Source organism: Sphingobium sp. JS3065 (assembly GCF_026427355.1).
In the GTDB taxonomy this organism is placed as follows: Bacteria; Pseudomonadota; Alphaproteobacteria; order Sphingomonadales; family Sphingomonadaceae; genus Sphingobium.
In genome coordinates this window covers 3,262,311-3,284,072 of sequence record NZ_CP102664.1, presented here as the reverse complement: position 1 = coordinate 3,284,072, position 21,762 = coordinate 3,262,311, and the positions used below count along the sequence as shown (strand labels likewise).

At 61.1% G+C, this 21,762-nt stretch carries 26 protein-coding genes; 10 read left to right on the top strand and 16 right to left on the bottom strand.

The window, feature by feature from the left end:
• From NUH86_RS16000 to NUH86_RS15940, 13 genes are all read right to left on the bottom strand, one after another.
• The gene (locus NUH86_RS16000; protein ID WP_267250404.1) at nucleotides 1-1,413 is read right to left on the bottom strand and encodes a phage major capsid protein; all 1,413 of its coding nucleotides are present in this window, start codon (nucleotides 1,411-1,413) and stop codon (nucleotides 1-3) included.
• Between the two features lie 17 nt (nucleotides 1,414-1,430).
• Nucleotides 1,431-1,961 (bottom strand): HK97 family phage prohead protease, encoded by a 531-nt coding sequence (locus tag NUH86_RS15995; protein ID WP_267250403.1) that lies wholly within the window; start codon nucleotides 1,959-1,961, stop codon nucleotides 1,431-1,433.
• A 126-nt stretch (nucleotides 1,962-2,087) separates the two neighbouring features.
• On the bottom strand, nucleotides 2,088-2,948 hold the full coding sequence (istB, locus tag NUH86_RS15990; RefSeq protein ID WP_067739292.1) for an IS21-like element helper ATPase IstB: 861 nt from the start codon (nucleotides 2,946-2,948) through the stop codon (nucleotides 2,088-2,090).
• Nucleotides 2,945-4,207 (bottom strand): IS21 family transposase, encoded by a 1,263-nt coding sequence (gene istA / locus NUH86_RS15985; RefSeq protein WP_067739295.1) that lies wholly within the window; start codon nucleotides 4,205-4,207, stop codon nucleotides 2,945-2,947. Before istA ends, istB begins: the two co-directional genes overlap by 4 nt.
• Nucleotides 4,208-4,431: 224 nt before the next feature.
• Entirely contained in the window at nucleotides 4,432-6,108 is a 1,677-nt protein-coding gene (locus NUH86_RS15980; RefSeq protein WP_267250402.1) for a terminase large subunit, read from the bottom strand.
• Nucleotides 6,108-6,668, bottom strand: coding sequence for a hypothetical protein (locus tag NUH86_RS15975; protein ID WP_267250401.1), 561 nt, complete (start codon nucleotides 6,666-6,668; stop codon nucleotides 6,108-6,110). Before NUH86_RS15975 ends, NUH86_RS15980 begins: the two co-directional genes overlap by 1 nt.
• A 236-nt stretch (nucleotides 6,669-6,904) precedes the next feature.
• The gene (locus NUH86_RS15970; protein WP_267250400.1) at nucleotides 6,905-7,285 is read right to left on the bottom strand and encodes a hypothetical protein; all 381 of its coding nucleotides are present in this window, start codon (nucleotides 7,283-7,285) and stop codon (nucleotides 6,905-6,907) included.
• Nucleotides 7,282-7,629 (bottom strand): HNH endonuclease, encoded by a 348-nt coding sequence (locus tag NUH86_RS15965; protein WP_267250399.1) that lies wholly within the window; start codon nucleotides 7,627-7,629, stop codon nucleotides 7,282-7,284. The genes NUH86_RS15970 and NUH86_RS15965 overlap by 4 nt, the downstream gene beginning before the upstream one ends.
• 398 nt (nucleotides 7,630-8,027) lie before the next feature.
• A complete protein-coding gene (locus tag NUH86_RS15960; RefSeq protein ID WP_267250398.1) occupies nucleotides 8,028-8,924 on the bottom strand; it encodes a hypothetical protein in 897 nt (298 codons plus the stop codon).
• Between the two features lie 163 nt (nucleotides 8,925-9,087).
• Entirely contained in the window at nucleotides 9,088-9,594 is a 507-nt protein-coding gene (locus NUH86_RS15955) for a hypothetical protein (RefSeq protein ID WP_267250397.1), read from the bottom strand.
• A complete protein-coding gene (locus NUH86_RS15950) occupies nucleotides 9,584-10,408 on the bottom strand; it encodes a DUF1376 domain-containing protein (protein ID WP_267250396.1) in 825 nt (274 codons plus the stop codon). Before NUH86_RS15950 ends, NUH86_RS15955 begins: the two co-directional genes overlap by 11 nt.
• Entirely contained in the window at nucleotides 10,401-11,810 is a 1,410-nt protein-coding gene (locus NUH86_RS15945; RefSeq protein WP_267250395.1) for a replicative DNA helicase, read from the bottom strand. Before NUH86_RS15945 ends, NUH86_RS15950 begins: the two co-directional genes overlap by 8 nt.
• Nucleotides 11,811-11,821: 11 nt before the next feature.
• Nucleotides 11,822-12,133, bottom strand: coding sequence for a hypothetical protein (locus NUH86_RS15940; protein WP_267250394.1), 312 nt, complete (start codon nucleotides 12,131-12,133; stop codon nucleotides 11,822-11,824).
• Nucleotides 12,134-12,218: 85 nt separating this feature from the next.
• On the opposite strand from NUH86_RS15940, the gene NUH86_RS15935 reads away from it, so the two are divergent.
• The 10 genes from NUH86_RS15935 (at nucleotide 12,219) to NUH86_RS15890 (ending at nucleotide 19,655) form a co-directional block, all read left to right on the top strand.
• Nucleotides 12,219-12,992, top strand: coding sequence for a helix-turn-helix domain-containing protein (locus NUH86_RS15935; protein WP_267250393.1), 774 nt, complete (start codon nucleotides 12,219-12,221; stop codon nucleotides 12,990-12,992).
• A 169-nt stretch (nucleotides 12,993-13,161) separates the two neighbouring features.
• Nucleotides 13,162-13,668, top strand: a complete 507-nt coding sequence (locus NUH86_RS15930; protein ID WP_267250392.1) for a hypothetical protein — start codon at nucleotides 13,162-13,164, stop codon at nucleotides 13,666-13,668.
• A gap of 284 nt (nucleotides 13,669-13,952) precedes the next feature.
• The gene (locus NUH86_RS15925) at nucleotides 13,953-14,375 is read left to right on the top strand and encodes a hypothetical protein (RefSeq protein ID WP_267250391.1); all 423 of its coding nucleotides are present in this window, start codon (nucleotides 13,953-13,955) and stop codon (nucleotides 14,373-14,375) included.
• 342 nt (nucleotides 14,376-14,717) lie between these two features.
• Complete coding sequence (locus NUH86_RS15920; protein ID WP_267250390.1) at nucleotides 14,718-15,116, top strand: hypothetical protein; 399 nt, start codon at nucleotides 14,718-14,720, stop codon at nucleotides 15,114-15,116.
• The gene (locus NUH86_RS15915) at nucleotides 15,113-15,469 is read left to right on the top strand and encodes a hypothetical protein (RefSeq protein ID WP_267250389.1); all 357 of its coding nucleotides are present in this window, start codon (nucleotides 15,113-15,115) and stop codon (nucleotides 15,467-15,469) included. The genes NUH86_RS15920 and NUH86_RS15915 overlap by 4 nt, the downstream gene beginning before the upstream one ends.
• A 136-nt stretch (nucleotides 15,470-15,605) precedes the next feature.
• Nucleotides 15,606-17,657, top strand: coding sequence for a hypothetical protein (locus NUH86_RS15910; RefSeq protein ID WP_267250388.1), 2,052 nt, complete (start codon nucleotides 15,606-15,608; stop codon nucleotides 17,655-17,657).
• Nucleotides 17,623-17,877 carry an AlpA family transcriptional regulator gene (locus NUH86_RS15905; RefSeq protein ID WP_323748994.1) on the top strand — a complete coding sequence of 85 codons (255 nt, stop codon included), beginning with the start codon at nucleotides 17,623-17,625 and terminating at the stop codon, nucleotides 17,875-17,877. The genes NUH86_RS15910 and NUH86_RS15905 overlap by 35 nt, the downstream gene beginning before the upstream one ends.
• 8 nt (nucleotides 17,878-17,885) lie before the next feature.
• Entirely contained in the window at nucleotides 17,886-18,344 is a 459-nt protein-coding gene (locus tag NUH86_RS15900; RefSeq protein ID WP_267250387.1) for a hypothetical protein, read from the top strand.
• Between the two features lie 254 nt (nucleotides 18,345-18,598).
• A complete protein-coding gene (locus NUH86_RS15895; protein WP_267250386.1) occupies nucleotides 18,599-19,261 on the top strand; it encodes a tyrosine-type recombinase/integrase in 663 nt (220 codons plus the stop codon).
• A complete protein-coding gene (locus tag NUH86_RS15890; protein WP_267250385.1) occupies nucleotides 19,230-19,655 on the top strand; it encodes a tyrosine-type recombinase/integrase in 426 nt (141 codons plus the stop codon). Before NUH86_RS15895 ends, NUH86_RS15890 begins: the two co-directional genes overlap by 32 nt.
• On the opposite strand, the gene NUH86_RS15885 is transcribed toward NUH86_RS15890, so the two are convergent.
• Genes NUH86_RS15885 through NUH86_RS15875 form a run of 3 tightly spaced genes read right to left on the bottom strand, consistent with a single transcriptional unit; the run spans nucleotide 19,610 to nucleotide 21,693 of the window.
• Complete coding sequence (locus NUH86_RS15885; RefSeq protein WP_267250384.1) at nucleotides 19,610-20,206, bottom strand: isochorismatase family cysteine hydrolase; 597 nt, start codon at nucleotides 20,204-20,206, stop codon at nucleotides 19,610-19,612. The two genes, NUH86_RS15890 and NUH86_RS15885, sit on opposite strands and share 46 nt — an antisense overlap.
• 30 nt (nucleotides 20,207-20,236) lie before the next feature.
• Entirely contained in the window at nucleotides 20,237-20,911 is a 675-nt protein-coding gene (locus NUH86_RS15880; RefSeq protein ID WP_267250383.1) for a glutathione S-transferase family protein, read from the bottom strand.
• A gap of 23 nt (nucleotides 20,912-20,934) precedes the next feature.
• Nucleotides 20,935-21,693 carry an SDR family NAD(P)-dependent oxidoreductase gene (locus tag NUH86_RS15875; RefSeq protein ID WP_267250382.1) on the bottom strand — a complete coding sequence of 253 codons (759 nt, stop codon included), beginning with the start codon at nucleotides 21,691-21,693 and terminating at the stop codon, nucleotides 20,935-20,937.
• Nucleotides 21,694-21,762: the final 69 nt, after the last annotated feature.

The window sequence follows — 21,762 nt, the reverse complement described above, 5'->3', positions numbered from 1 at the left end:
TTAGCCCCAGTTGACGCCGGCCAGCGCCGCCACTGCCGAAGCACGGCGCTTCGCCCAGTTGATGGTGCGCTCAGCACGGAACGCGACGCTGTTGGTCTGGAACATCGAGACCAGTTCCGTCGCGGTCGGCGTGGCCGAGTTGTTGGTCGGCGCATTATCCATCTGGAGCGAAGCTTCCTGCGACATGTCGACCGACACTCCACCTTCATCAGCCAGATAGATGTCGCTGGCGTTAACCAGGGCGACCACCGCGCCAGCCGCGAAGTCGGTGCCAGCACCATCCGCATCATATGCCGTAGGCACATACTGCGAGACGATCACGGGCAGGCCGAACAGGGTGCCACCGTTCATAGTGATCCCCGGAAACTCAGGCTGACCCATCGGGTTGAACATCAGCGAGAGGGACAGGGCCACGGTTGCTGGCATGATCCAGACGCCCGAGGTCGGGGCATTGTTGGCCGCGATGAACGCCGCGAACAGAGCCTTGATGTCGGCGCGCACCGCGTCTGCATCGGTGCCGGACGCTTCGATGAAGGTCAGGCCGTTCGTGATCGATGCGGGAGACACGCCAGCCGACGCTGCCTTGGCCGGATTGATGAAGTCCGTGTCCAGGCGAGCCACCAGAGCAGCCGCCAGCTGGTCGCGGATGATCGCTTCGGCGGAAGGCGAGCTATCGCGCAGCGTCTCCATCGTGGCGACCGCGATGTTCGCGACCTTCAGCGGATCCAGCGTGGTGCGGGTGAAGTCAAACCTCGTCAGGGGCTTCGCAGCACCCTCACCCACCCAGTAACCGTCGCCACCGGACGACTGGCCAATTAGGGGAACCCGGAACGGAACGCGGCGGAGCGACGGAACGCCGTTCGCGCCGAACTTGCCGAGGATTGTCTGCGGGCGCAGGAACTCGACGAAATCAGCAAAGGCGCTGGTCTCGTCGCCTACAAGCGGACCCGCCCACGTCGCGCCGGTCGTGGTAGCAGCACCAACGGCAGCCTTGGCGAAGACGCCATAGGTCTCACTGTCCTCGCCATACAGCTGACGGGCCGTCTCTCGGACACCTTCGCCGCCAAGCTTCGCCAGAGCCTTCACACGAGCGATGCGCGCGAACGCGATGCCCGGCAGAAGCTTCGGCTGCGACTTCACGGTGATGCCTGCGCGCGAGTCACTGCCTTCGCGGGCATTCTGCCCGGCGACGGGCGTGGCCTTGGAAGCGAGCGCGCTTTCCATGCCCTTCAGGCGCTTCAGGTGCTTGTCGATCGCCTCGATGTCAGCCTGATTGCCGTCGAACTCTTCTTCCTGCTGTTCGTCCAGCGTGGCGCCGTCGTCGGCTGCCTTGGTCATGATGCCTTCGTTCGCGGCGACGAGCGTTGCTCGCTTCGCCTCAAACGCGGCGATCTGCTCTGCAATGGCTACCATTGCGCATTCCTTTCTGATTAACGGTTCCGCTTTATTTCGCGGATGACAAAGGGCTTCGCCCCATCGCGGGCAGGTGCATCCAGTTTGACGACGCGCGCTTTAGATGCCTGACGCGGCTTACGCGGGTCGAAAACAGGAATATGTTTCATCGGCTGCTCTGGATCAGGAACGCCAGCTGCCTTCCGCAGTCCGGCGTCGATCGACTTCACAGAGGTGATGGTGGCTTCGGCCTGGGCGGGGATGGTTACGGCGCTGAGCTCGAACCAATCCCACTCTTCAAAATCGACGCCGCCATCATTGATGTAGGAATATTTCAGCGGGCGGAAGCCGATTGATACCGCCGCGACCAACTGCATCTTGAGACACTGCCAAGCGAAGTCGAGCAGATCCTTCAGCTTGCCCGGCTCGTCGGTCTGGGCGATCTTCGCCTTGAACTTGATACCCTGCTTCGTCGGCGTTGCCTCGATCACATGGCCGATCGGCTCATCGTGATTGTGCTGCCAGAGAAACGGCAGGGGCAACGCGAACTTCGCGCCCAACGGGTTCACTATGTCGCCAACGCGGTCGGGCGCCGGGGTCGTCGCGATCCCTTCGATGATGTCAACGGGCGCCGAAGATTCCGCAAAAGTGGGCATCTAAAATTCCCTAGTTTGGCGGGACGGTTGTGTCGGTGATCAGCCGTGATGGAGATCGGGATTTTCCTTTGCTGGCGGGCGGCCACGCCGTTTGGGCAAGGGCGGCGGGTTGATGGACGGTGCCATGCGCGCATGCTCGGGCAGCAGGTCAGCGTGCTGTCGCATGCGATAGCTGGAGCCCTCGATCTGGATGACCACCGCGTGGTGAAGGAGGCGGTCGAGCAGCGCGGTGGCCACCACCGGATCGCCAAAGACATCACCCCATTCGGCAAAGCCGCGGTTGGATGTCAGGATCATAGCGCCCTTTTCGTATCGGGCATTGACGAGTTGGAAGAACAGGTTGCCACCGCCCGGCGTAACAGGGAGATACCCGATCTCGTCTACGACGAGCAGCGCGGATCGGCATAGGAAGCGGATCCTTTCGCGCAGCGTGCCCTCCCGTTCCGCCTTGGTCAGTGAAGCGATCAGATCGGCGAGCGGGATGAAGTAGACGCTCTTGCCCGCCTTCACGGCCTCGACTGCAAGAGCAGTGGCGATATGGCTTTTTCCGGTACCGGGCGGACCCAACAGATGCACCACCTCGGCCCGGTTGATGAAGTCCAGGCCAGCGAGCGCCAGGATGCGGTTCCGGTCGAGCGATGGCTGGAAGGAGAAGTCATATCCGTCCAGCGTCTTGATGATCGGCAGCCTTGCCATGCGCAGGGCCGCCTTGATCCTGCGGTTCTCCCGGAGCGATAGTTCTTCGTTCAGCAATATGTCGATGGCCTCGATGCCATCGATTTTGCCCTGCTCTATGCCGCGCAGGGTGGCGTCGAGCATCTCCAGAGCGCGTGGCATTTTGAGATGGACCAGGCTGCGGCGGATATTATCGACGCGGGATGCGGCACCCCCTTGGTTCATGGCCGTTCTCCCCGCGCCAGTTGGCTGCCGATCGCCTGATAGATGGCCAGGGAGCGCACAGCGACATGCTCGCCTATACGACCGATGGCGATTACCTCTTTGCCATGGATACGGCGCTTGGCGCCGCTGCCGCCTGTCCGATGCGCAGGATCGATCCTACACTGCCGACGCCCCTCAAGAACCGGGTGCTCGGCAATGACCTGGCCCAGGTCTACGATCCTGATCTTGTCAGGCAACTGCTGGATTTCGACGACGCGCCGAGTGCGATCGGGAACGCTGTAGTAATTGCCGCCGACAGAGACCATCCCATCATGGCTGACGCGGCGCTCCAGCTTCAGAACGGCGTCAAAGCGACCCGCCGGGAGCAGCTGCAACTCAGGCTGCTCGGCGGCGAAGGCTTCAACAATAATCCGCTGCGTCGTCCCGTGGACACGGACATTGGCGACGGTATCGAGCCAGTCGATTAGCTGGACATTGAGATCGTCCAGATTGCGGAAGCTGCGGCCCAGGAAGAAGTCCTTGCGGATATAGCTGAACGGCCGCTCGACCTTTCCCTTGGTCTTGGCCCGATAGGGACGGCAGGCGCGTGGCACGAAGCGGTAATGCCCCGCCAGGGCCAGCAATGATCGATTGTAGATGATATGGCCCTGATCATCTTCGCCGGTTACGGCGGTTTTCATGCGATCGTAGAGGATTTCGATCGGGACGCCACCGAGCGCTTCAAAGGCCTGCATATGACAGCGCAACAGAGTTTGGAGATCCTGGTGCATGACGTAGCGTGCAAACAGGAAGCGCGAATGTCCCAGCACCAAGCTGAATAGCCAGACGATCCGGCTGACGCCGGGCTCATCGGTAAATTCGACGACGAACCGGGCAAAGTCGACCTGTGCCTGCACGCCAGGCGGCGTCTCGAACCGAACCTCGAAGGGCTTGGGGCCGTTTTCCGGTCGAATCGCTGCCAGGAACCGCTTTACCGCAGTATAGGCGCCCATATACCCCAGCTCACGGATTTCCCGCGTCAGACGCGCCGCCGTCAGATCGGGAAAGGCCACCACTCGCTCACGCAAAAATTCTAGATAGGGTGCCAGTTTGTTCGGTCGACCCAGCATGCGTGGGCCGTAAACCGGGGCCTCGACACCCCGTTCGATATATTTTCGGATGGTCTTGGGATCGCGACCAGTGCGTCGGGCAATGGCGGATATCGATACGCCCTGCCGATGTAATTCGAGGATCATCATCAATTCTCCAAGTCGGATCATCGGCCCCGTCTCCGCGTCTGCAAAGGAGATGAGGACAATGTCGGCTCATCTCATTCTGCCGGGGCTAGCCCCGGCAGAATGAGATGAAGGGGCCACCAACTAGGGAATTTTCAAAGCCCACTTTTGCGGAGAATTGCATGACCGATGACAGATGACGCGCTCTTGCTCGTCCAGCGCCTTGATGGTGATGAACGAATAGGCTCGATTCTGCATGGTCACTCCAATCAGACGATAATCATCTGGTAGGCCTTCTCGGTCTTGGCCTCGGGGTTGCGCGCCATCAGCATGACGGCGTTGAACATGGCGGCGAGAGGGTCGATCTTCGCCCGCCCTGCCGCCTGCTTCGTGATGAGCACAGCGCTGCCGCGCATCTCGACCTTGGCATTGCCCACGCACCAGGCCATCAGCGCCTGACCCGCATGCCACAGCGTGCCGTCCTTCAGCTTGCGCTCTGCGCCCAAGATGGCGCCGTTGAGCTTATAGCCCTGCTGGACTGCAACGACCTGCTCGCCGCCGATGCCTCGGGCTGCGAGTTCGTCCACGATCGCAGTGATCCCTGCTGCGTCGACGCCGACGCCCGCAATGTCAGGCAGGAGGCCGCTGTCTTTCACATGCTCCACGATATCGGCTACATCGATGACGTCTTGCGTGGGCATGTCGCAGATCACCATCTCACCGGCGCTGACGAAGTCACGCAGCTTCGGCGCGATTTCCTTGCGGCGCTCCAGAACGTCCGCATGGGCCCAGGCGCGCGACCAGAGCAGCCAATCGCGGGTCACCTTGTCACGGCCGAGCACTGCCAAGCCGAGCAAATCGTCCAACCCACCCCCGTCAATCCCCACCACGACCACTTCGGAGCGGGACAGCAGCGCTTCGAGCGAAACCAGTTCAGGATCCGCCGCATCTTCCCAGTGCCGGGCGCCCGCCCAGGCGTCGTTGCTGAGCGCTAAACCAATCTCGACATTGAGATGCTTCGCGAAGAAGACCTGCCGCGAACCATCGTCCGCGTTCGCGATCTTCCGATACTCGTCTTCCAACCATTCCTGATCGACCGAAAGGCCGAGGTTGGGATTTGTGACGTAGAAGTTGGACGGCTTCAGGAACTCCCGGCGCTCCACCATCTCTTCCGGAAACTCATAGAGGACGCCCAGGCTTTTGCGATCCTTGATTTTGCCGTCCCGAACGTCGCGGAAATATTGCAGCTTTGTCTTGAACACCCCGGCAGGCGCTTCATCCGCCTGCGTCGTCAGGTAGATCGTGAAGCCTTCCGGCCGCGATACCTGGCCGCCCGTCGCCTCCCGAAGCATAGCGTCGGCGCGGCTGTTCTTCCCCAGCAGCCACAGTTCATCGATCAGGACGCCGGTCGCCTTCTTGCCCGACACAGTGTTGCTGTCGGCGGCTACAACCTTCAGCGTTGCGCCGGTCTCCCGGTGCTCGATCGTCCGCAAATGGTCGCGGGTGTGAAGAAGATCCCGCAAGATCGGGTCCGCCTTCACCATGTCCCGCGCTGGACCGTAACTGTTGTTGGCCACTTCGATCGTCGGTGCAAGGATCAGGAACTCCGCCGACCGGCGCTCATTCCGGATGAGCTCGGTCAGCATGATCGCCGCGGCGTCCGTCGATTTGCCGTTCTTCTTGCTGATGAGCATGAAGAACTCGCGAATCTCCCTGCGGCCCGTCTCCGGGTTCAGCGCGCCGAAGATGCTCGACGCGAAGTCACGGACCCAAGGGCGAGCAGCCTCACCCATGGTAGGCTGGCCCGGCGCGTCCACGATTCGCAGCGCGTCGAACACGTCCATTGATGCCGTCGCCTCTTCGGGGAACAGCGGCGGGCACGGGATCAGGCTCTCCCTGGCCACGATGCGCTCGCGCCAGTCGGGACAGGCAGTCGTCCAGTCCATCAGCCGTTATCCACGACCAGCTTCGGCGTGCGGCGGGGCGCGAACCGTCCAGCCGATGCGATCTCCTGGGCAGCTTCCGCCTGCTGCTCCTTCTTCCCCTTCTTCCCGCCAGCGCCGCTCTCCTGCAGCGTCTTGAATGCGGTCGCCAAATTCCGGGCAACACCAGCGCGCGAACTCAGGCTGACAGCCTTCAGCATCGCGTCGCGCCGCTTGTCGTTCTCGTCGCTTTCCGTTTCGGCGAGGATCATCTCCTCGATCTCGCCATAGTTCGCCGTCACCGATGACAGCTCGTCCATCAGCCGTCCGACTATGTCTCGTCCCCGGGTTACCAGGTCTTCAGGCTCGGATGACGCGGGGGTCGACAGGGCTTTGGCGGCCGTTCGAACCTCCTTATGCGCAGCCCGGACCTTCTTCATGTCGGGGCGGGTCCACCCTTCCTGCTTCGCCCGCTTACGGATCGAAGCCTCGGGGACCCCGTGCTGGCGCCCGATTTCGCGAACGCTCTTGCGGGTTTCGCGATAGTCGCCCTCGACGGCGACCCAATCAGTCTGTGCCGTCATAACGCTCCTGTGCGCATGTCTCTGTGCGCACTCCATTTGCGCACGTTGGAAAAAAATCTCTGCATGCCGGGGACGCCGGTGTCTGAAAGCGCGCCCTTTTTCTGATCGAACCTACCCCCCCTTCCCGGCACCGCCAGGCACCTGAGAGGTCCATCGACATTCCGATGGACCTGCGGATGAGCATCAGCCGCCCACTCCCTCGTTGCACCTATGCCTGAACATGTTCGCCACCTATTTCACCGGCTGGTCGGGCCGGAGATGGCACGACGGATCAGATCTCCGTTGTCGCAATCGCCAGTGCGGAAATCGGCTGGCCTCTTGCGCTCTGGATCACCCACGATGCCTGCCCCATATGCAACCGCGTCGGCGATCAGCTCTCGTGCCCAAAACAAGGAAGCCTCATGCTCAAATGAAACCATGACCTTGCCGTCATCGAAGGCGATCTGCTTGCCGTCGATGACGAACTCGACGCTGACTCTGGACAAATCCGCGGGCCCAGACTGGTTGAGCGACAGGGCTACCTGGTTCGGCAGGCTCTCTCCTCTTTCATCGCACAACAGAAGGGCCCGGCCTCCGGGCGCACCCGCAGCGTCCACGATCTTGACGATGAGCTTCATATCAGGCCTTGCTCCTCGCGCTGCTTCGCCCCGTCATGGCAGGGCTTGCACAGCGTGGTCAGATTGTCCTCATCCCAGAACAGCGCCTCGTCACCACGATGCGGGCGCTTATGGTCAGCCACCAACTGCGACGTGTCATTCTCCAGCCGGCCGCACCGGGTGCATGTGAACAGGTCTCGCACCAGCACTGCCCAGCGCAGCTTCTTCCAACGAGCGGTGTGATACCACTTGCGCCAGTGCTGCTGATCGCGATGCCGGTCGTATTCGCGCTCATCCTTCGGCGCGTACGCTACTGTGCTGGGCAGCGACGGCAGGGCGGAGCGGAGAGCCTTCAGCTTGCTCATACCCTGCTCCTTAAAATCGTGGGTGACGGCCGGTCCCCATACGGTGAACTTGTACCGCCACCCGGCTACGAGGGCACTTAGCGGGCGTCCCTCTGTAGTTGCCCCACCCAGCCCACTTGTCAGGCGCAGGCGGTTCCGCCTTCGTGATCAAGAGTGGCGCAGCAACTGCCTAGACTATGGCAGTCGGACAAGTACAGGTCTGCCCGCGCAAGCGCGCCGCGCCACTATCAGCGACTACCTTCTCGATTGCAGCCGCCGATTCCTTAAATAACAAACGCCCGAAAGCCGATTGGCTCCGGGCGCATTTGTTGATGGTGTTGAGGTACCTATATCTAGTGCCCCCGTCAAGTGCTCGGCTGGTCAATGTCTCCAGTTTTGAAGACATTATTCGATGATCTCTAAGCCGCGAGTTCTTCAGCTTCCAAGCTTTTAAGTCGATCCTTCTCGGCCGACTTGAGCGCGTCGATAGCGCCAGCCGCAGAGGAGAACATGAGATCATCTCCGTGAAGCCGATGCAGTTCGCCCATGATCATGTCCACCAATTCGGGATCGCCCCAACACCAATAGGTGCCCTGTGGTGCAATCGATCCGCGGCGGATGCGCGCCTTTCCATCCTGGAGCGGCTGTACCCATATCTCCTCGATCGCGCTGCGCGCCACCATGCCACGTACTGTCTCAGCCAAACTACGAAGCCCCGAAAGAAACTCTTGCCGAACGATTTCCCGATGGCGGCCGGACTTGGGCAGGATCCTCTCCTGATGTTCGCCGCGCTGGCGAGCAGCCCTGTCCATGTGCCTGGCTGGCTTCACAATGCGCGACCCGAACCGCTCAATCGCAAGGTCACTGAAGGACTTGTCGGCGAGCACTACGCCGCGCATCGTCTCCAATTCCTTGCCGAAGCTGTTCTCGCAAATCCTCAGTCGCTTCTTTGCGTCCAGCATAGACGGCGTTGCATGGAAAAGCGCATGGGCGGGGCTGCTCGAGCTAACACCGGATATGTTGAGCGCGCACTTCACCGGCGACCGTTCGCACCGATCAAATGCGGTGCGATAGAAACGCAGCACAGCCAGCTCTTCCGCGCTGATCATGTTTCGCGCTGCCATTGTCTCGATCAACGGCGTCCTGCGATAGGCCAACCCGAGCACCTGCCCTGCCTCTGTCGTGACCTGGCGAACGGAGAAGTTGACGCGATGCTGAAGCTCTTCCGTCGGAGCCTCGATGCCCGGTGCCGCAGCCTTCTTTTTCTGCTCAGCCTTTCCAGCCGCAGCTGCTCGTCGACGATTGCGATTTTTCACCGCAGAATGCTCCCTAGGTCACTGATGATGTCATCGATGCGCTCACAGGCATCGCGTTGGATTTCGCGCTGAAGCGTCGGCATTGCGCCGTTCATGCCTTTGATCAGCAGCTTCACGGCCGCGAGTGAGGCGACGATATCGGCTGGCGCTGGCCTCCTCCTCCTCACGCCAACCCCCCATCGCCTGAGTGCGCTGCACGCATCGCCATCTCTTGGCGGCGCGTCTCCCGCTCCGCGCTCGCTGCGGGGTCCTCAAGCGCAGCCTTCATGGCTGATAGCCGTTCGATGTACTTGGCGCGCTCAATCAGCATTGGCTTGGCGAAGGATCGTATTTCGCCAACGCTCGGAAGAAACCCGTGGCAGCTATGCTTGATCGCTTCGTCGAGCGATGCTGCCAGAATATCATGGGGCAGATCCGCGAGCAGGCGTGCTGTTTCAGCCATCCAGATGGTCAGCGCTCGGGGATCCGCACTCCTTGCCGCCATGAACATCGTCCAGAGAACCGGCAGCCTCTGGCCAAACCAGCGGCTGGGCGCCGGGGAATTGGCGCGATGCAGGGCCTCGAGTGCGGCAGTGATCTCACCCTCAACACCCAGCTTATCGGCGTGATCAAGCGCCCGCTCCGGGCGCCACTTTGGTCCGCCGTCGAAAACAAACTCGCTATCGGTCAAGGCCTGAAGCAGAGATTGCGAAACTGAGGGCATCGATGGGGCTGTTTCGAACAGCGAGCCTCCCACCTGAGCATGTTGCAGCTGGCTCATCGTAATTTCCTTCCATCACTTTGCGCAGGTTTTTGGGTTCGAGCAGCCAGTCGATTGTCGCGACCAGGCCGCTGCGGGATTTCTCCCCACGGAGGAACGGGGAGCGCCGGACAGCGCTGAGGACGTCGTCCCACTGGCGAAGTCCCCCGATCTCACCCAACCGAAGAGCTAGTTTCTTGCGGCGGTCTGCCCCCAGTTGCAGCGGGCGGGCGCCGTGGACGATCTCGCGCCGCATGGCCTCGTATGCGCCGAAGGCCTCCGAAACGTGATCAGGGGCTGGCGGACGAGAGGAACCGATAGGTTCCTCTATAATAACTGTGGGTGTGGGTGTGGGTGTGGGGGCATGCTCGGGGCATTCGTCCGGCAATGCCACGGCATCGGCTTTTTTGGCTTTATTCCAACGCTTTGCTGCTTTTTCCTTCTGGGACTTGCTCTTCTTCCGAACATACTGCTTCTCTTTCGAAAGCCGTTTTTGTGTCCAAGTTTTGCTGCGACGGTCGAGCTTCCAGAGGGACATGATCACGGGCTTCACGGCCGCCCAATCAGCAGCATCAAGGCCGGCCAGCCGGGCCAGCATTGCGTCGTCGTCGGGCAGCGAACATGTCGGGCGTCGCCACGCCTCCATCATCAGAAGGAAGTATGCGCCATGTTCCAGCGTGGACAGGTGCCGCGTGTCAGCCAGGTATGCATCGGTCCAGATGGGCAGCGCTGGGAACTCAGCCATCGTGCCCACTCCTGTAGAAATCAGAATTGCGGATTGCTTGGCGGGCGCCGAAGAAATAACCTTTCCGCCGCGTTAGCTCGCCATTCCGGTTCTTCGCCGTGTATATCTCGACGCGATCGCGCGCGGCCTGCATATCCAGCTCCCATTGGCTCCGCTTCTGCGCGTCGGAAGGGTCAGGCTCAGCGCGCTGCAGGTAGTATTCGTCGCGATAGACAAACACGATGATGTCGGCGTCCTGTTCGAGCGAGCCGCTGTCGCGCAGATCGGAGAGCTGAGGTCGCTTATCCTCCCTTTGCTCAACAGCCCGGCTCAGCTGCGAAAGCACGACGATCGGGATACCCTGGGCCTTGGCGATGCTCTTGATCGTCCGACTGATCGCAGAAACTTCCTGCTCGCGGTTGCCCTTCTGCGGTGGGTCGATCAGGCCGAGATAGTCGATGATGACCATGGCGAGTTCCTCACCGCGCCGCTGGAACGCCTGCCGATGACGGCGGATCAGTGGACCGATTTGCCCCAGGCCCAAGTGCTCTGGGTCATCGATGACGAGCGGCCAGCCGTCTACTTCCCGCTTAGCGCGCCAAAGGCGTTGAAGGTCAGCATCATCCACATTGCCCGCCTTGACGTCGGACATTCCAGCCCGCCCGCCCTGCTCGAACAGGAGGTCTGCAACCATGCGCTCCATCAGCGCAGGCGTTTCCATTTCACGACTGATGTAGAGCACACCCTTTCCGGCCTGTGCCGCCCGGCGGGCCAAGCCGAGCGAGAGCGCGGTCTTGCCCATGCTAGGACGGCCGCCGATCAGGACATAGTCACCAGGACGCATGCCCCCAGTGAGATCGTTCCAGTCCGACCAGCCGTAGACCTTGAGTCCCGGATCAACATCACCGCGGCGAATGGCCTCAATCCGCTCAATGGCGTCGCCATAGGCGTCACCGAGGCGGCGGGTGCGCCGTCCGAACTCTGCCGGCATGGCGTCTGCCAAGCCCTGCTCCACCATCTCCATCGTGTCATTCAGATCAACGGACAGATCCGAGGCGGACGAGCTCGCTGCCTGGAGCGACTGTAGCAGCAAGCGGCGGCGTGACTGGCTAATCAGGTCGTCGGCAAAGCCGAGTGCAGCCATTACGTACGGCTGGTTCGCTAGCTGGATCCAATAACGGTGACCACCAAGGTCCTCGAACGATGGTTCGCCTGCCATGGCTCGAGACATGGTGAAGACGTTTATTGCTTCCCCAGCGTCTGCGAGCGCGCCCATTTCCTCAAACATACGGCCGAACAGGGGCTCGGAAAAATGATGCGGCCGAAGCTTGGCCGCCACTCTATCATATCCCCCCTCGATCATCATGATCGCAGCAAGGATTGCGGCCTCCTCATCGGCCGTTGATGGGAGATTGGGCGTCATCGGCAACGCCTTCAAACGGAGGTAGAGCCGAATGCTTCACTCAGCGGCTGCCCCGCCTTCACCGGGCGGCCAATGCCAGCGAGGACGTCGGCAGCGTCATCAGGAACCACGCCTTCCGGCCAGTTCGCAGCGTCGCTGAAGTAGGCTGCGAACTTGTCCAGGTTGCGGACGGTGCATGTCGCTCCCCGCTCAAGGCGATCAAAGAAAGACCCATGATTGACTACGATGGTTGCAACCCGCGCCAGCGACTTGCCTCCTCGGGCTGCCACAGCACGCACGTAAATGCGTGATACGGCCAGCAATGACTGTTCGAATGTGCTCATGCCGCATCAATACGGTATATGTCCCGCACAAACAACGGGATATTTACCGCATGATTTCTTAACTTCTATGCGGTACATATCCCGCATGGACACCAGCGAAATACTGCGGGAACGCATCCAGAAGATGCTCGACGTGCTTCCCATCACCGCGCGTAAGGCATCAATGGAAGCAACTGGCAAGCCGGATGCCATCCGCTTCATCCTGAGTGGGCGGTCGATGCCTTCAGCGGAGCGCCTGGAAGCGATCGCGCGCGTTCTGATGACCACGCCGAGCTATTTATTAGGCGCAACCGACGATCCTTCGCCGTTAGCTGAGGTCTTCACGAAAGCCAAAGACCGTCGGATCGGCGTTTTTCCTCCCGACGAGAAATCCAATGAGTACACAATTCGTCCGGTCGACACCGTCGATGGTATCAGTATCTATCAGGCTGACGACGTTCCGGCAGATAAGCGCAGTGCTGTAGATGCCCGCGACGACATGCCTTATTTCAACATGCCTCGTGTCTTCATCTCGTCAATCCTGCCCCTTCCAGCTGGCCTTTCGAACCGGAAGATGATTTACGGTTTCTACGCTACGGTATCCGCCTTGGCGCCCCGTTATGATATCGGGGATCTTGTAATCGTCGACCCCGCTCGACCTGCCGCCGTGCGAGACTATGTCGTGGTTTATCGCCACTACATATGGGAGAACATGCAAGATGATCCGGTGAAGCCTGCGATCATCGGCCGCCTGCTTGATCGCACGCGGGATGAGGTGACTATCGAGCTGTTCGAACCACGGGAAACCTTGAGCATCGCGGCTCACAGGGTGCGGGAAATCCACCGCATTGTCCCAACTGCGGAAATGCTCGGGGGCTAGTGCGGTAAATATTCCTTAATAGATGTTGACGCGGTAATTATACCGCACTATCTCTGCCTCATCACCTGATCGCCTCCGGGCCGAAGACGGTGAAGCAGGCAGGAATAGTCGCGGCATGACGATGTAATAGCCCCGGCCGATCCTGTTATTGAGCACAGGAGACCCCGATATGGCCAACGCCACCAAGGCGCGGAGCGATGACGCTTCGCGGAACGAAGAACTGCGCCCGGCAGATGCCGGCTCTTCCATGATGACCATGGCAGCCCTGTTCGGCAGGGTGGATGCCATTTTCACCGACGCGGACATCCTGGCAAGCACGCGCAAATGGCCAGCTTTTCGCATCCTTCAGGATGCAGCGCTGGATCTGCTGTCGAATAGCAATGCTGCCATGTTTGACCTCATCCCTGAAGATGATGGGCAGGACCTTATGATCTTGGCAGGGTTCACTGCGTCTCTGGCGGACCAGCTGCCCGACATGGTGGCAAAGCACGACAAAAGCGGGCGCAAGTTGTGCGAAGGCATTGCGCAGGCGCTGACAACCATCAGCGCCACCCTCGCTCGGCGATCCCCGCAAGCGGTTGACAGCGTGGCCACACTCTATCCCGACCTCGCTCGGTCTATTCGCCGCGACATCATGATTACCGACGCCCGCCGTGCTGACATGGAGGGCTGCTGAGATGAGCAATACGCGCAACCCGGCTCTCGCTTTCGGCGAGTATGCTGATGGGCCGCTCCACTATGCGCGGGCCATACTCAGGATGATGTCGGCCTCTTGGCATGCCGAGTGCCTAGTACAGGACTTTGGCTCGCCAGGCGGGGTCAAGACAGATTTCGCGCTGCTTTCGCCGCGGGTTCATGCTGATACGCTTGAGGCGGTCCAGAACCTGATCGACCTTTCCGAGCTTCTCCCACGGGATCCAGCCGCATCAAGTGCGACTATCGCCGCGGAGGGCTGCTGAGATGATCATGTCAGATGCCCCGCTTTACGGAGCCACTGAGCACGGCGCTGGCTCGCTGTTCCTGGTGAAGGTGAGGTGGCTTTTCGCCCGCTGGCGATATGAAAAAACATTGGCGGCCGAGCGGACGTTCCATCAGCGCTCTTGGTTTCCAGCATACCAGAATGCGAAGAGCACCTCGGGTGATCTTTGCCCGGTCACCCCTTTCGATGACGAGATGGACCGGCTTGCCGACGCTCGGTACCAGGCCGAAGGCCAGCTCCTGAACACTCCTTCGCCTGACCTTTCGGCTTTCGCGATAAAGTATCTCATCTGCTTCGCTAACGGTCGCGATCTCAACGACCAACAAGAAGGGCTGAGCGGCGAAGCAAAGCGCCTTCTCGCCGAAAACGGCTACGATCCCGCAGCTCTGGTTCTGCCGCAATGATCAAGTTCTTCCAGACCTGCAACAACTGCCGTCATTGGCGCCAAGGGGCACCGGCGGACATGAGGAAACCTGCTTCTGCGATCGACACGTCAGACGTCGGCGCCTGCGAGATGGAACCCCTGACCATGAGAGAGATCGAGGGCGAATGGGTCGCTCTCCAGGCTATCACACATCACAGCAGGTCCTGCGCTGATTTTCAGCCGTCGCCTCACGCCCACCTTCCTGACGACGACGATGATCCGGATGACCCAGACGACGGTGAACGCCAGCCGTCACCAGCCGAAGGCACGGTCCACCAGCTTTTCCCCACCAACCGCTCGCGCGTAGCTTGAGGATTGCGACATGACAGTCATGACCACCGTAAAACTGGAAGGCACGAGCGCGGAAGCGCAGGCGGCCTATAACCGCTACATAGATGCCATAGCCACTCACACCATCGCATGCGCCGATCCGAAGATGTCGGCTGAGGATCGCGTATCAGCGGCGCTCGACATCACGGATCGTTGGCGCGAATTCCTGAAATGCACCGGTATACCCGACCTTACGGAGGGCAGCGCGCTGTCCCGGCTCCGCGATCTCATGCAGGCGGCTCGGAGTGCCCATGCCATGATCCTGGGAGCGAACGCGATCGGCCAGGGTTTCGGACGGGCGCTCACCGTCAACGAGCACGCCGTGGCCGCGCTGATGGCTGACGCTGAGGCGGTCCTTTGCAATGCTCTTGGTGAGGCGCTGGCGGAATGAGCGAGACGATCATCAAGAAGCGCGAGAGCTACGCTTTCATCGTATGCCGCAACAGCGGCGGCAAGCTCCCGCGCTTTCGGCACTCTTCTGCTGATGATGCAATCGAGGATGCGGCTGCTCAGAGTATGCGACGGCCGGGTAGCACCTTCCTGGTCCTGCAGGAGATCGCTCGCGTCGGCACGAAGTCAGGTCCAGCCGTCGGCGAAAAAGGAATTGAGCAGTTGTCCGGCGATCGCGGACAACTGTTGATGCGGTCTGCCGAAGCGGGCCCGGTGGCGGCGATCAGCGCAAACTGGGATCAAACGCCGGCCGCGGATCCGAATGCACCGAGCGTTAAACGGGCGAGCCGATGAGCAATCTCTGCGTGGTCTGCCGCGGGTCCGGAAACATCGGCGTGTTTCCCAATATCTGGCAGTGCCATCCTTGCGGCGGCGCTGGCGTCAAGGTGCAGCATGGGCCTGCAAAGATTGCCGCTGGAGGCAAAAAGTCATGAACCTGCCGACCTATGGCGACGCCCTCTTGCGCGAGGTTGCGCGAAGGATGGCCGCCGGAGAAGGGTCGAACGCGATTGCGCGCGCCGTCGGGATAAAGGACAGCGCCGCTGCAAAGCTGTGCCGCAAGATTTCCAAGGCAACTGGCATACCGACCAGCACCGAGCGCCGTAAGCGCGTCTGGGCAGACATCACGGCACGCACCGCGGCCGGCGAGCAGCCCCGGGAAATTGCCGAAGCTATTGGCCGAAAGGTCCAATATGTTCAGTGGGTGCTGAACAGGCTGATGCCGCTCTCTACCCGCCAGATCAATGTCACCGCACCGGAAGCTTCCGAGATCAAGCGCCGGGCGGCCCTCGGCGAAAGCGCCAGGCAGATTGCTCGAGCGCTTGGCCTCAGTGAGGCTACAATCAGGAGGCATGCTCAGGATGAGCTGAGAGCGCAGGCGGCCGCTGTTGCGTCGCGCCCACCTTGCGACTGCGGCAAGCGAAATGGCCATCCTGGTGCTTGCTCACCAGCGTCGGAGAAGGCGATCAGATCCCTCATCCTTGCTGGCAAGCAAGCGTCTGAGATGTCGCGGAGCTTAGGCTGCAGTTTGGCCGCGCTCCGGTCGAGGCTGTCTACTGTTCGCGCTGCCATGATCGAAGAGGGCCTGCTTTGCTCGTGCGGGCTACCGGCAGGGCATGAGGGGCCGTGCGAGATGAGGCTTCGCCCTGAGTTTCGAGAGAAGACTATCACCGCGATGAGCGAACTGCTCCAACGGGGATGCAGTGCCCGTGAAGCAGGTCGCCAGCTGAACTTGTCGCCTCTGACCGCCATCAGAACAGCGCGAGAGATATTCCGGAGCTCGGAGGCAGGCGGGAAGGCCAAGCTTGAAAAGCAGGTGCTGAAGCTGCTCCGGGTCGGTCACGGCGTCCGGACTGTGGCCCGCATGCTCGAGCTTTCCAGGGATATTACTGCCACCATCGCCCGCAAAGCGCTGGCCTCTGGGGAGCGGTTCGCCGACTGTCCGTGCGGCCGACAAGCCGGGCATGCAGGCCCCTGCGCAGCGCGGCGGGCACGGCAGGCAAAGAAGACCATTCAGCGAGGAGCGTGGAATGATGTCACATCCACCCTGCCCCAGCCGACGCTGCGGCGAATGCGCAGGATGTTCTCGTTAGGCTATTCGACTTCCAGCATCGCAAAGAAGGCTGGCGTGTCGAGCGGCACAGCAAAGCGGATTACCGCTCATTGGCGCGGGCGGGGCGGCGGCCCAGTGCATTCCTGCGTCTGCGGGAAGCCCATCGGCCACGCCGGTGGATGCATCAAGAACACTCCAGGGTCTCTTGGCAAGCGATGGACCAGGAGGATTGAGCAGATGCTTATGGAAGGCCTGACCGTGAGCGACATTTCGCGGGAGTGCAGCATCAACGCCGATACGGTGCTCAGGCATGCGGTTATAGCCCGCTCGCGCATCGCCCAGCGTGGAGACGCGTGCGAGTGCGGACGGCTGAAGGGGCATGCCGGAACATGCTCTGCCACCTGGGAGCGTGGCGCGCGCAGGCGAGGTCCCAAGCCGGTGGACACAGGCCTGAGTGAGCGGGTCCGGGCTCTCTTGGTGAATGGAGAGGGCGCCGACCAAATTAAGCTGATCACGGGCGCGCCCGCCGCCACCGTTTTCCGTATCAGGGGACAGTTGTCGGCCGACGACAAGGCCACGCGCCGGGCGGCATTGGCTCATCGCCGCGCTTCGAAGGATGATCCTCATGCTTTGATCATCAGCGAGGTTCAGGCCGCTGTCAGCCGCTCGATTGATCCGTCGATCAGGGACGAGGTTGTGGCCGAGCTCTGTCTCGCCATCCTCGAAGGACGGCTGGAGATGGCGAAGCTGAGGCCAGCCGCGCGCACCTTCACAAGCAGGGCATTCACTCGCTGGGCAAGCATGTTCGGCCCGCGCTCTCTCGATGGGACTGTCGGCAGCACAGATAGGAACCTCGCAGACGTGATCGGCGACGGAACTGCAGGCGACATCATTGATGAAATCCAGATCGGAGGTGACAGAAATGGGTAATTCGACACAGACCATGAGCAGTTCCGCGCGGCACGGTTCCGCATCTGCGGCTGACCGCATCATCCGTCTGCCTGAAGTTCTGTCACGAACTGGCTTGAAGCAGAGCACTGTGTACCGAAAGATCGCAGACGGTTCATTTCCGAAGCAAATCAAGCTCAGCCGCAATTGCGTGGGCTGGCGCGAATCACAGATCAATGATTGGATTAGCGCGCCACAATAGGAGAAACTATGCTGAAGCTCGGTGCTCGTTACGTTCCGCTTTCATCCATCCAGCAGGCGCGCCAGCGTCTGATCGAGGAGAAATGGCTGGTTGAGGTTGACCTGGTCGACAATGATCGGTTCACCGTCGAGCTTTCGGTATGGGAGGATGCTTTGGCACGGACGCCGCAGCAAATGATCCCTGCGCAGAGCGGCACCTATATGCTTAGCCCCTGCTTCGACCCTCCGTTTGAGATCGTGAAGGAGCCGGTGATCGCCTGGGCGCTTTCCGCCGACGGCATCATGGCCCCCATCACCAATAACGGCATCAATGATGGTGGCCCGGGGAATGAGCCGATCCTGTTCCCGACTGGAGAGGTTCGCAGTCCAGTCGCCAACTGGAACACGTATGGAGAATATGAAGCCGAGCAGCGTAAGGTGTTCGGCGCCCAGCATCAGGACAATGCCCCCATTCCGACAGACGGGTAGGCGCAAATTAAAGAGGGGGCATTCTTGGGGGCATCGAAACGCAAGGATCGCCGATAACGACGCAATTCCGCCATTTGTTGCGGTCTTTTCGACTGCCTCCCGCTCCGCCACCAACCTGTCCTTTCGCATCCGTTCCGAATCACTAAAGCCCAGCATTTCTGCGGCTTTCAGCGTGATTCGTATCCACTTGCATCCCTGCCCGTCCACCGGTGATCGATTGGAAATGTGGGAAAGAATGTGGGAGAATTTGCGGCATGGGAAAGCTCTCCGCTACCGCTGTGAAAGCAGCAACGCGCCTTGGGCGGCTCGGCGATGGCGACGGCCTGTTACTTATGATTCAGCCCGGCGGCGGCAAGAGCTGGGTGTGTCGGGTGCAGAAGAATGGCAACCGGCGCGACTTTGGTCTGGGCAGTGTATCCAAGGTTTCGCTGGCGACAGCCCGGGAACGCGCTCGGGAAATCCGCACTTGGGTTGAGCTTGGCCTGGACCCGATATTTGAACGGCGCAAAGTGCGGGGAATTCCCACTTTCCGGCAGGCTTCCGCCAGAGTGATTGCCGCCCACAGCAAGACATGGCGGAACGAGAAGCATGAGAAACAATGGCTTCAGACGCTCGAAGCCTATGCGTTTCCTCAGATCGGCGACTTACAGGTTCATGAGATCACCGGCCCGATGATCCGGAACCTGTTATCCGACATCTGGCTCACCAAGCCAGAGACAGCGCGACGGGTCCGGCAGCGTATCGGCACCGTTCTCGATTGGGCTTACGCTTCGGGCTATCGTGACACAGAAAGCGCCGATGCGCGCGATCACGAAGGGGCTTCCACGACAGCCCAAGCTGGATGGGCACTTCGCGGCTATGCCTTATACGAAGGTATCCGCGTTCATGGTGAAACTGACGGAGCGAGAATCCTTTAGTCGGCTTGCACTGCGCTTTGCCATTCTCACGGCCGTGCGATCCGGCGAAGTTCGAGGCGCGGTATGGGAAGAATTCGACCTGGGCGAGAAGCTCTGGACCATACCGGCAACACGCATGAAAGCGTCGCGCGAACATGTCATTCCCCTGTCTGCACCGGCGCTTGCAATTCTTACCCGGTTCATTCGCGCGCACTGCGGCGACCTGCACCGCGAAGGCACGCTCGAAGTCATCGCCACTGCCGGGTGTGATAGTGAGTTCGACCGTTATTCCGATCATCGCCTGTCACCTCGATTAGCTCGTAAAGGCCGTGCCCGGCGTGGGGCGCGCCGGGCACGGATCGCGGCGGCTTACGCCTGGGCCACGAAGTCCCTGGTCGTGATGGCATTGGCGTAGAATGGCGCGATCTCGGTCAGAAAATCGTCCTGCTGTTTGCGGGTGTAGCCCGCCGATGCGTCATAGATGACGTTGGTGTGGTAGCCGAGGTCATGCGCGTTGCGCATCGAGGATTCCACGCACTGGCGCAGCGAAAAGCCCGACAGATAGATGTCGAAGATGCCGTTGTTGCGCAGATAGCCGTCGAGCGTGGTGCCGACGAACACGCTGCTGCCGCCGGCGCGTTCACGCACGACATGCTCGCCTTCGGCCGGCTCGAAGCCGGGGAAGAAATCGGCCTGTTCACCAAGGAACGAGCCATAGGAGCGCATCATGGCGCGCAGGCCGTATTTGCCCTCGCCCAGTACCTTGTAGGTCGGCTCGAACTTCAGCGAAGCGTGGATCACGTGCATGCCGCGGCGGCGCGCCTCGGCCAAAGCGATCTTCGAATTGGCGATAGCGGTGTCAACCTGCTCGCGGTCCTGGAACTGCGGGTAGATGCCGCCGGTCGGCGAGAGCCAGTCGTTGACATATTCAATCAGGATCAGCGCGCTTTTGGATGCTTCGGTCATGTCATGGTTCCTTTCTGTATTGCGTGGATTTCAGGCTGCGACCAGCGCGCCGTGCTGGCGCAGATGGTCGCGGAAACGGTCGGCATAGTCGGCGACGACCGCGTTGCGGACACTGGGACGCTCGGCGAGCGCGGCGCGCCAGGCGTTGGCGCGCGGCAGGCCGTCGAAGATCGGCTTGGCCGCCGCGGAATCGATGATGCCGAAGTAGCGGAACATCGGCGCAAATACGGCATCGACCATGCCGAAGTCGGCGCCGGCGAAATAGGGGCCGTCGCCCAGCTCCGCTTCAAGTTTGCGCAGCTTGTCCCGGAAGGCGCTGCGACGGGTTTCGGCCGTGGCAGAATCGACGGCGTGGAGGAACATCCAGCCTTCGGTCTGCGTCTGCGTGGCAAATTCGATCCAGGCCCGTTGCCTTGCGCGAGACAGCGCATCGTCGGGATACATCGGTGCGCCGGTCTGCGTCTCGTCCAGATATTCGCAGATCACCATGCTTTCTAACAGAATGGCGTCGCTGCCGTCCGGCTGGCGAACTTTCAGCAACGGCACCTTGCCTGTCGGCGACAGCGCCAGGAACCAGTCGGGCTTGGCCGACAGGTCGACGTTGATCCGTTCAAACGGCACGTCCTTCTCGAGGAGCAGGATAGCGGCGCGCTGGACGAAGGGACACAGCGGGTGGCTGATGAGGGTGAGGGTGGTATCGGTCATGGTCAGTCTCCGATGAAAGGCGTTCAGAGCGACTGGCCGCCCGACACGTCGAAGGTCGTGCCGTTGGCCCAATGCAGATCGTCGGAGAGGATCGCCGCGACTGCGCTGCCGATGTCGTCGGCCTGGCCGACACGGCCCAGCGCGATGCTCTGAGCGATGAAAGCATTGACGCCCTCGTCGTCGCGCACGACGCCGCCGCCGAAATCGGTGGCAATCGCGCCAGGTGCGATGGCGTTGACACGGATGCCGCGAGCGCCAAGCTCGATCGCCATGAACTTGGTCAGCGTCTGGATTGCCGCCTTCGCCGAAGCGTAGAGCCCGTATCCCGCCATCGTGAAGCGCACGAAGCCCGACGACACGTTGAGGATGCGCCCGCCGTCGTTCAAGATCGGCAGCAACTTCTGCGACAGGAACAGCGGCCCGCGCAGGTGCATGTCGATCATAGCGTCGAGCTGCGCCTCGGTGGCCTCAGCGACGGGAGCATAGACGCCCTCACCGGCGTTGTTGACCAGATAGTCGAAGCGCTCGACACCGAAGCGCGTCTTCAAAGTGTCGGCGACGCTGGCCGCGAAGGCGGAAAAGCTGGATGAATCCGCCACGTCGAGCTTCAGCATCGCGACCGTCCCGCCCGCTGCTTCGATCTCAGCGACCAGCGTTTCGGCTTCAGCCGCACTGCTGCGATAGGTTCCGATGACGCCGACGCCGCGACGGGCGAGGTGGAGTGCCATGTTGCGGCCGAGGCCGCGGCTGGCGCCAGTGATGATTGCGATCTTCTGGGTCATGGGGTCATCCTTTTTGAAGCGGGTGCGAGGGCGACACCACCCGGCGTCCTCTCGATGTCATCCAGATAG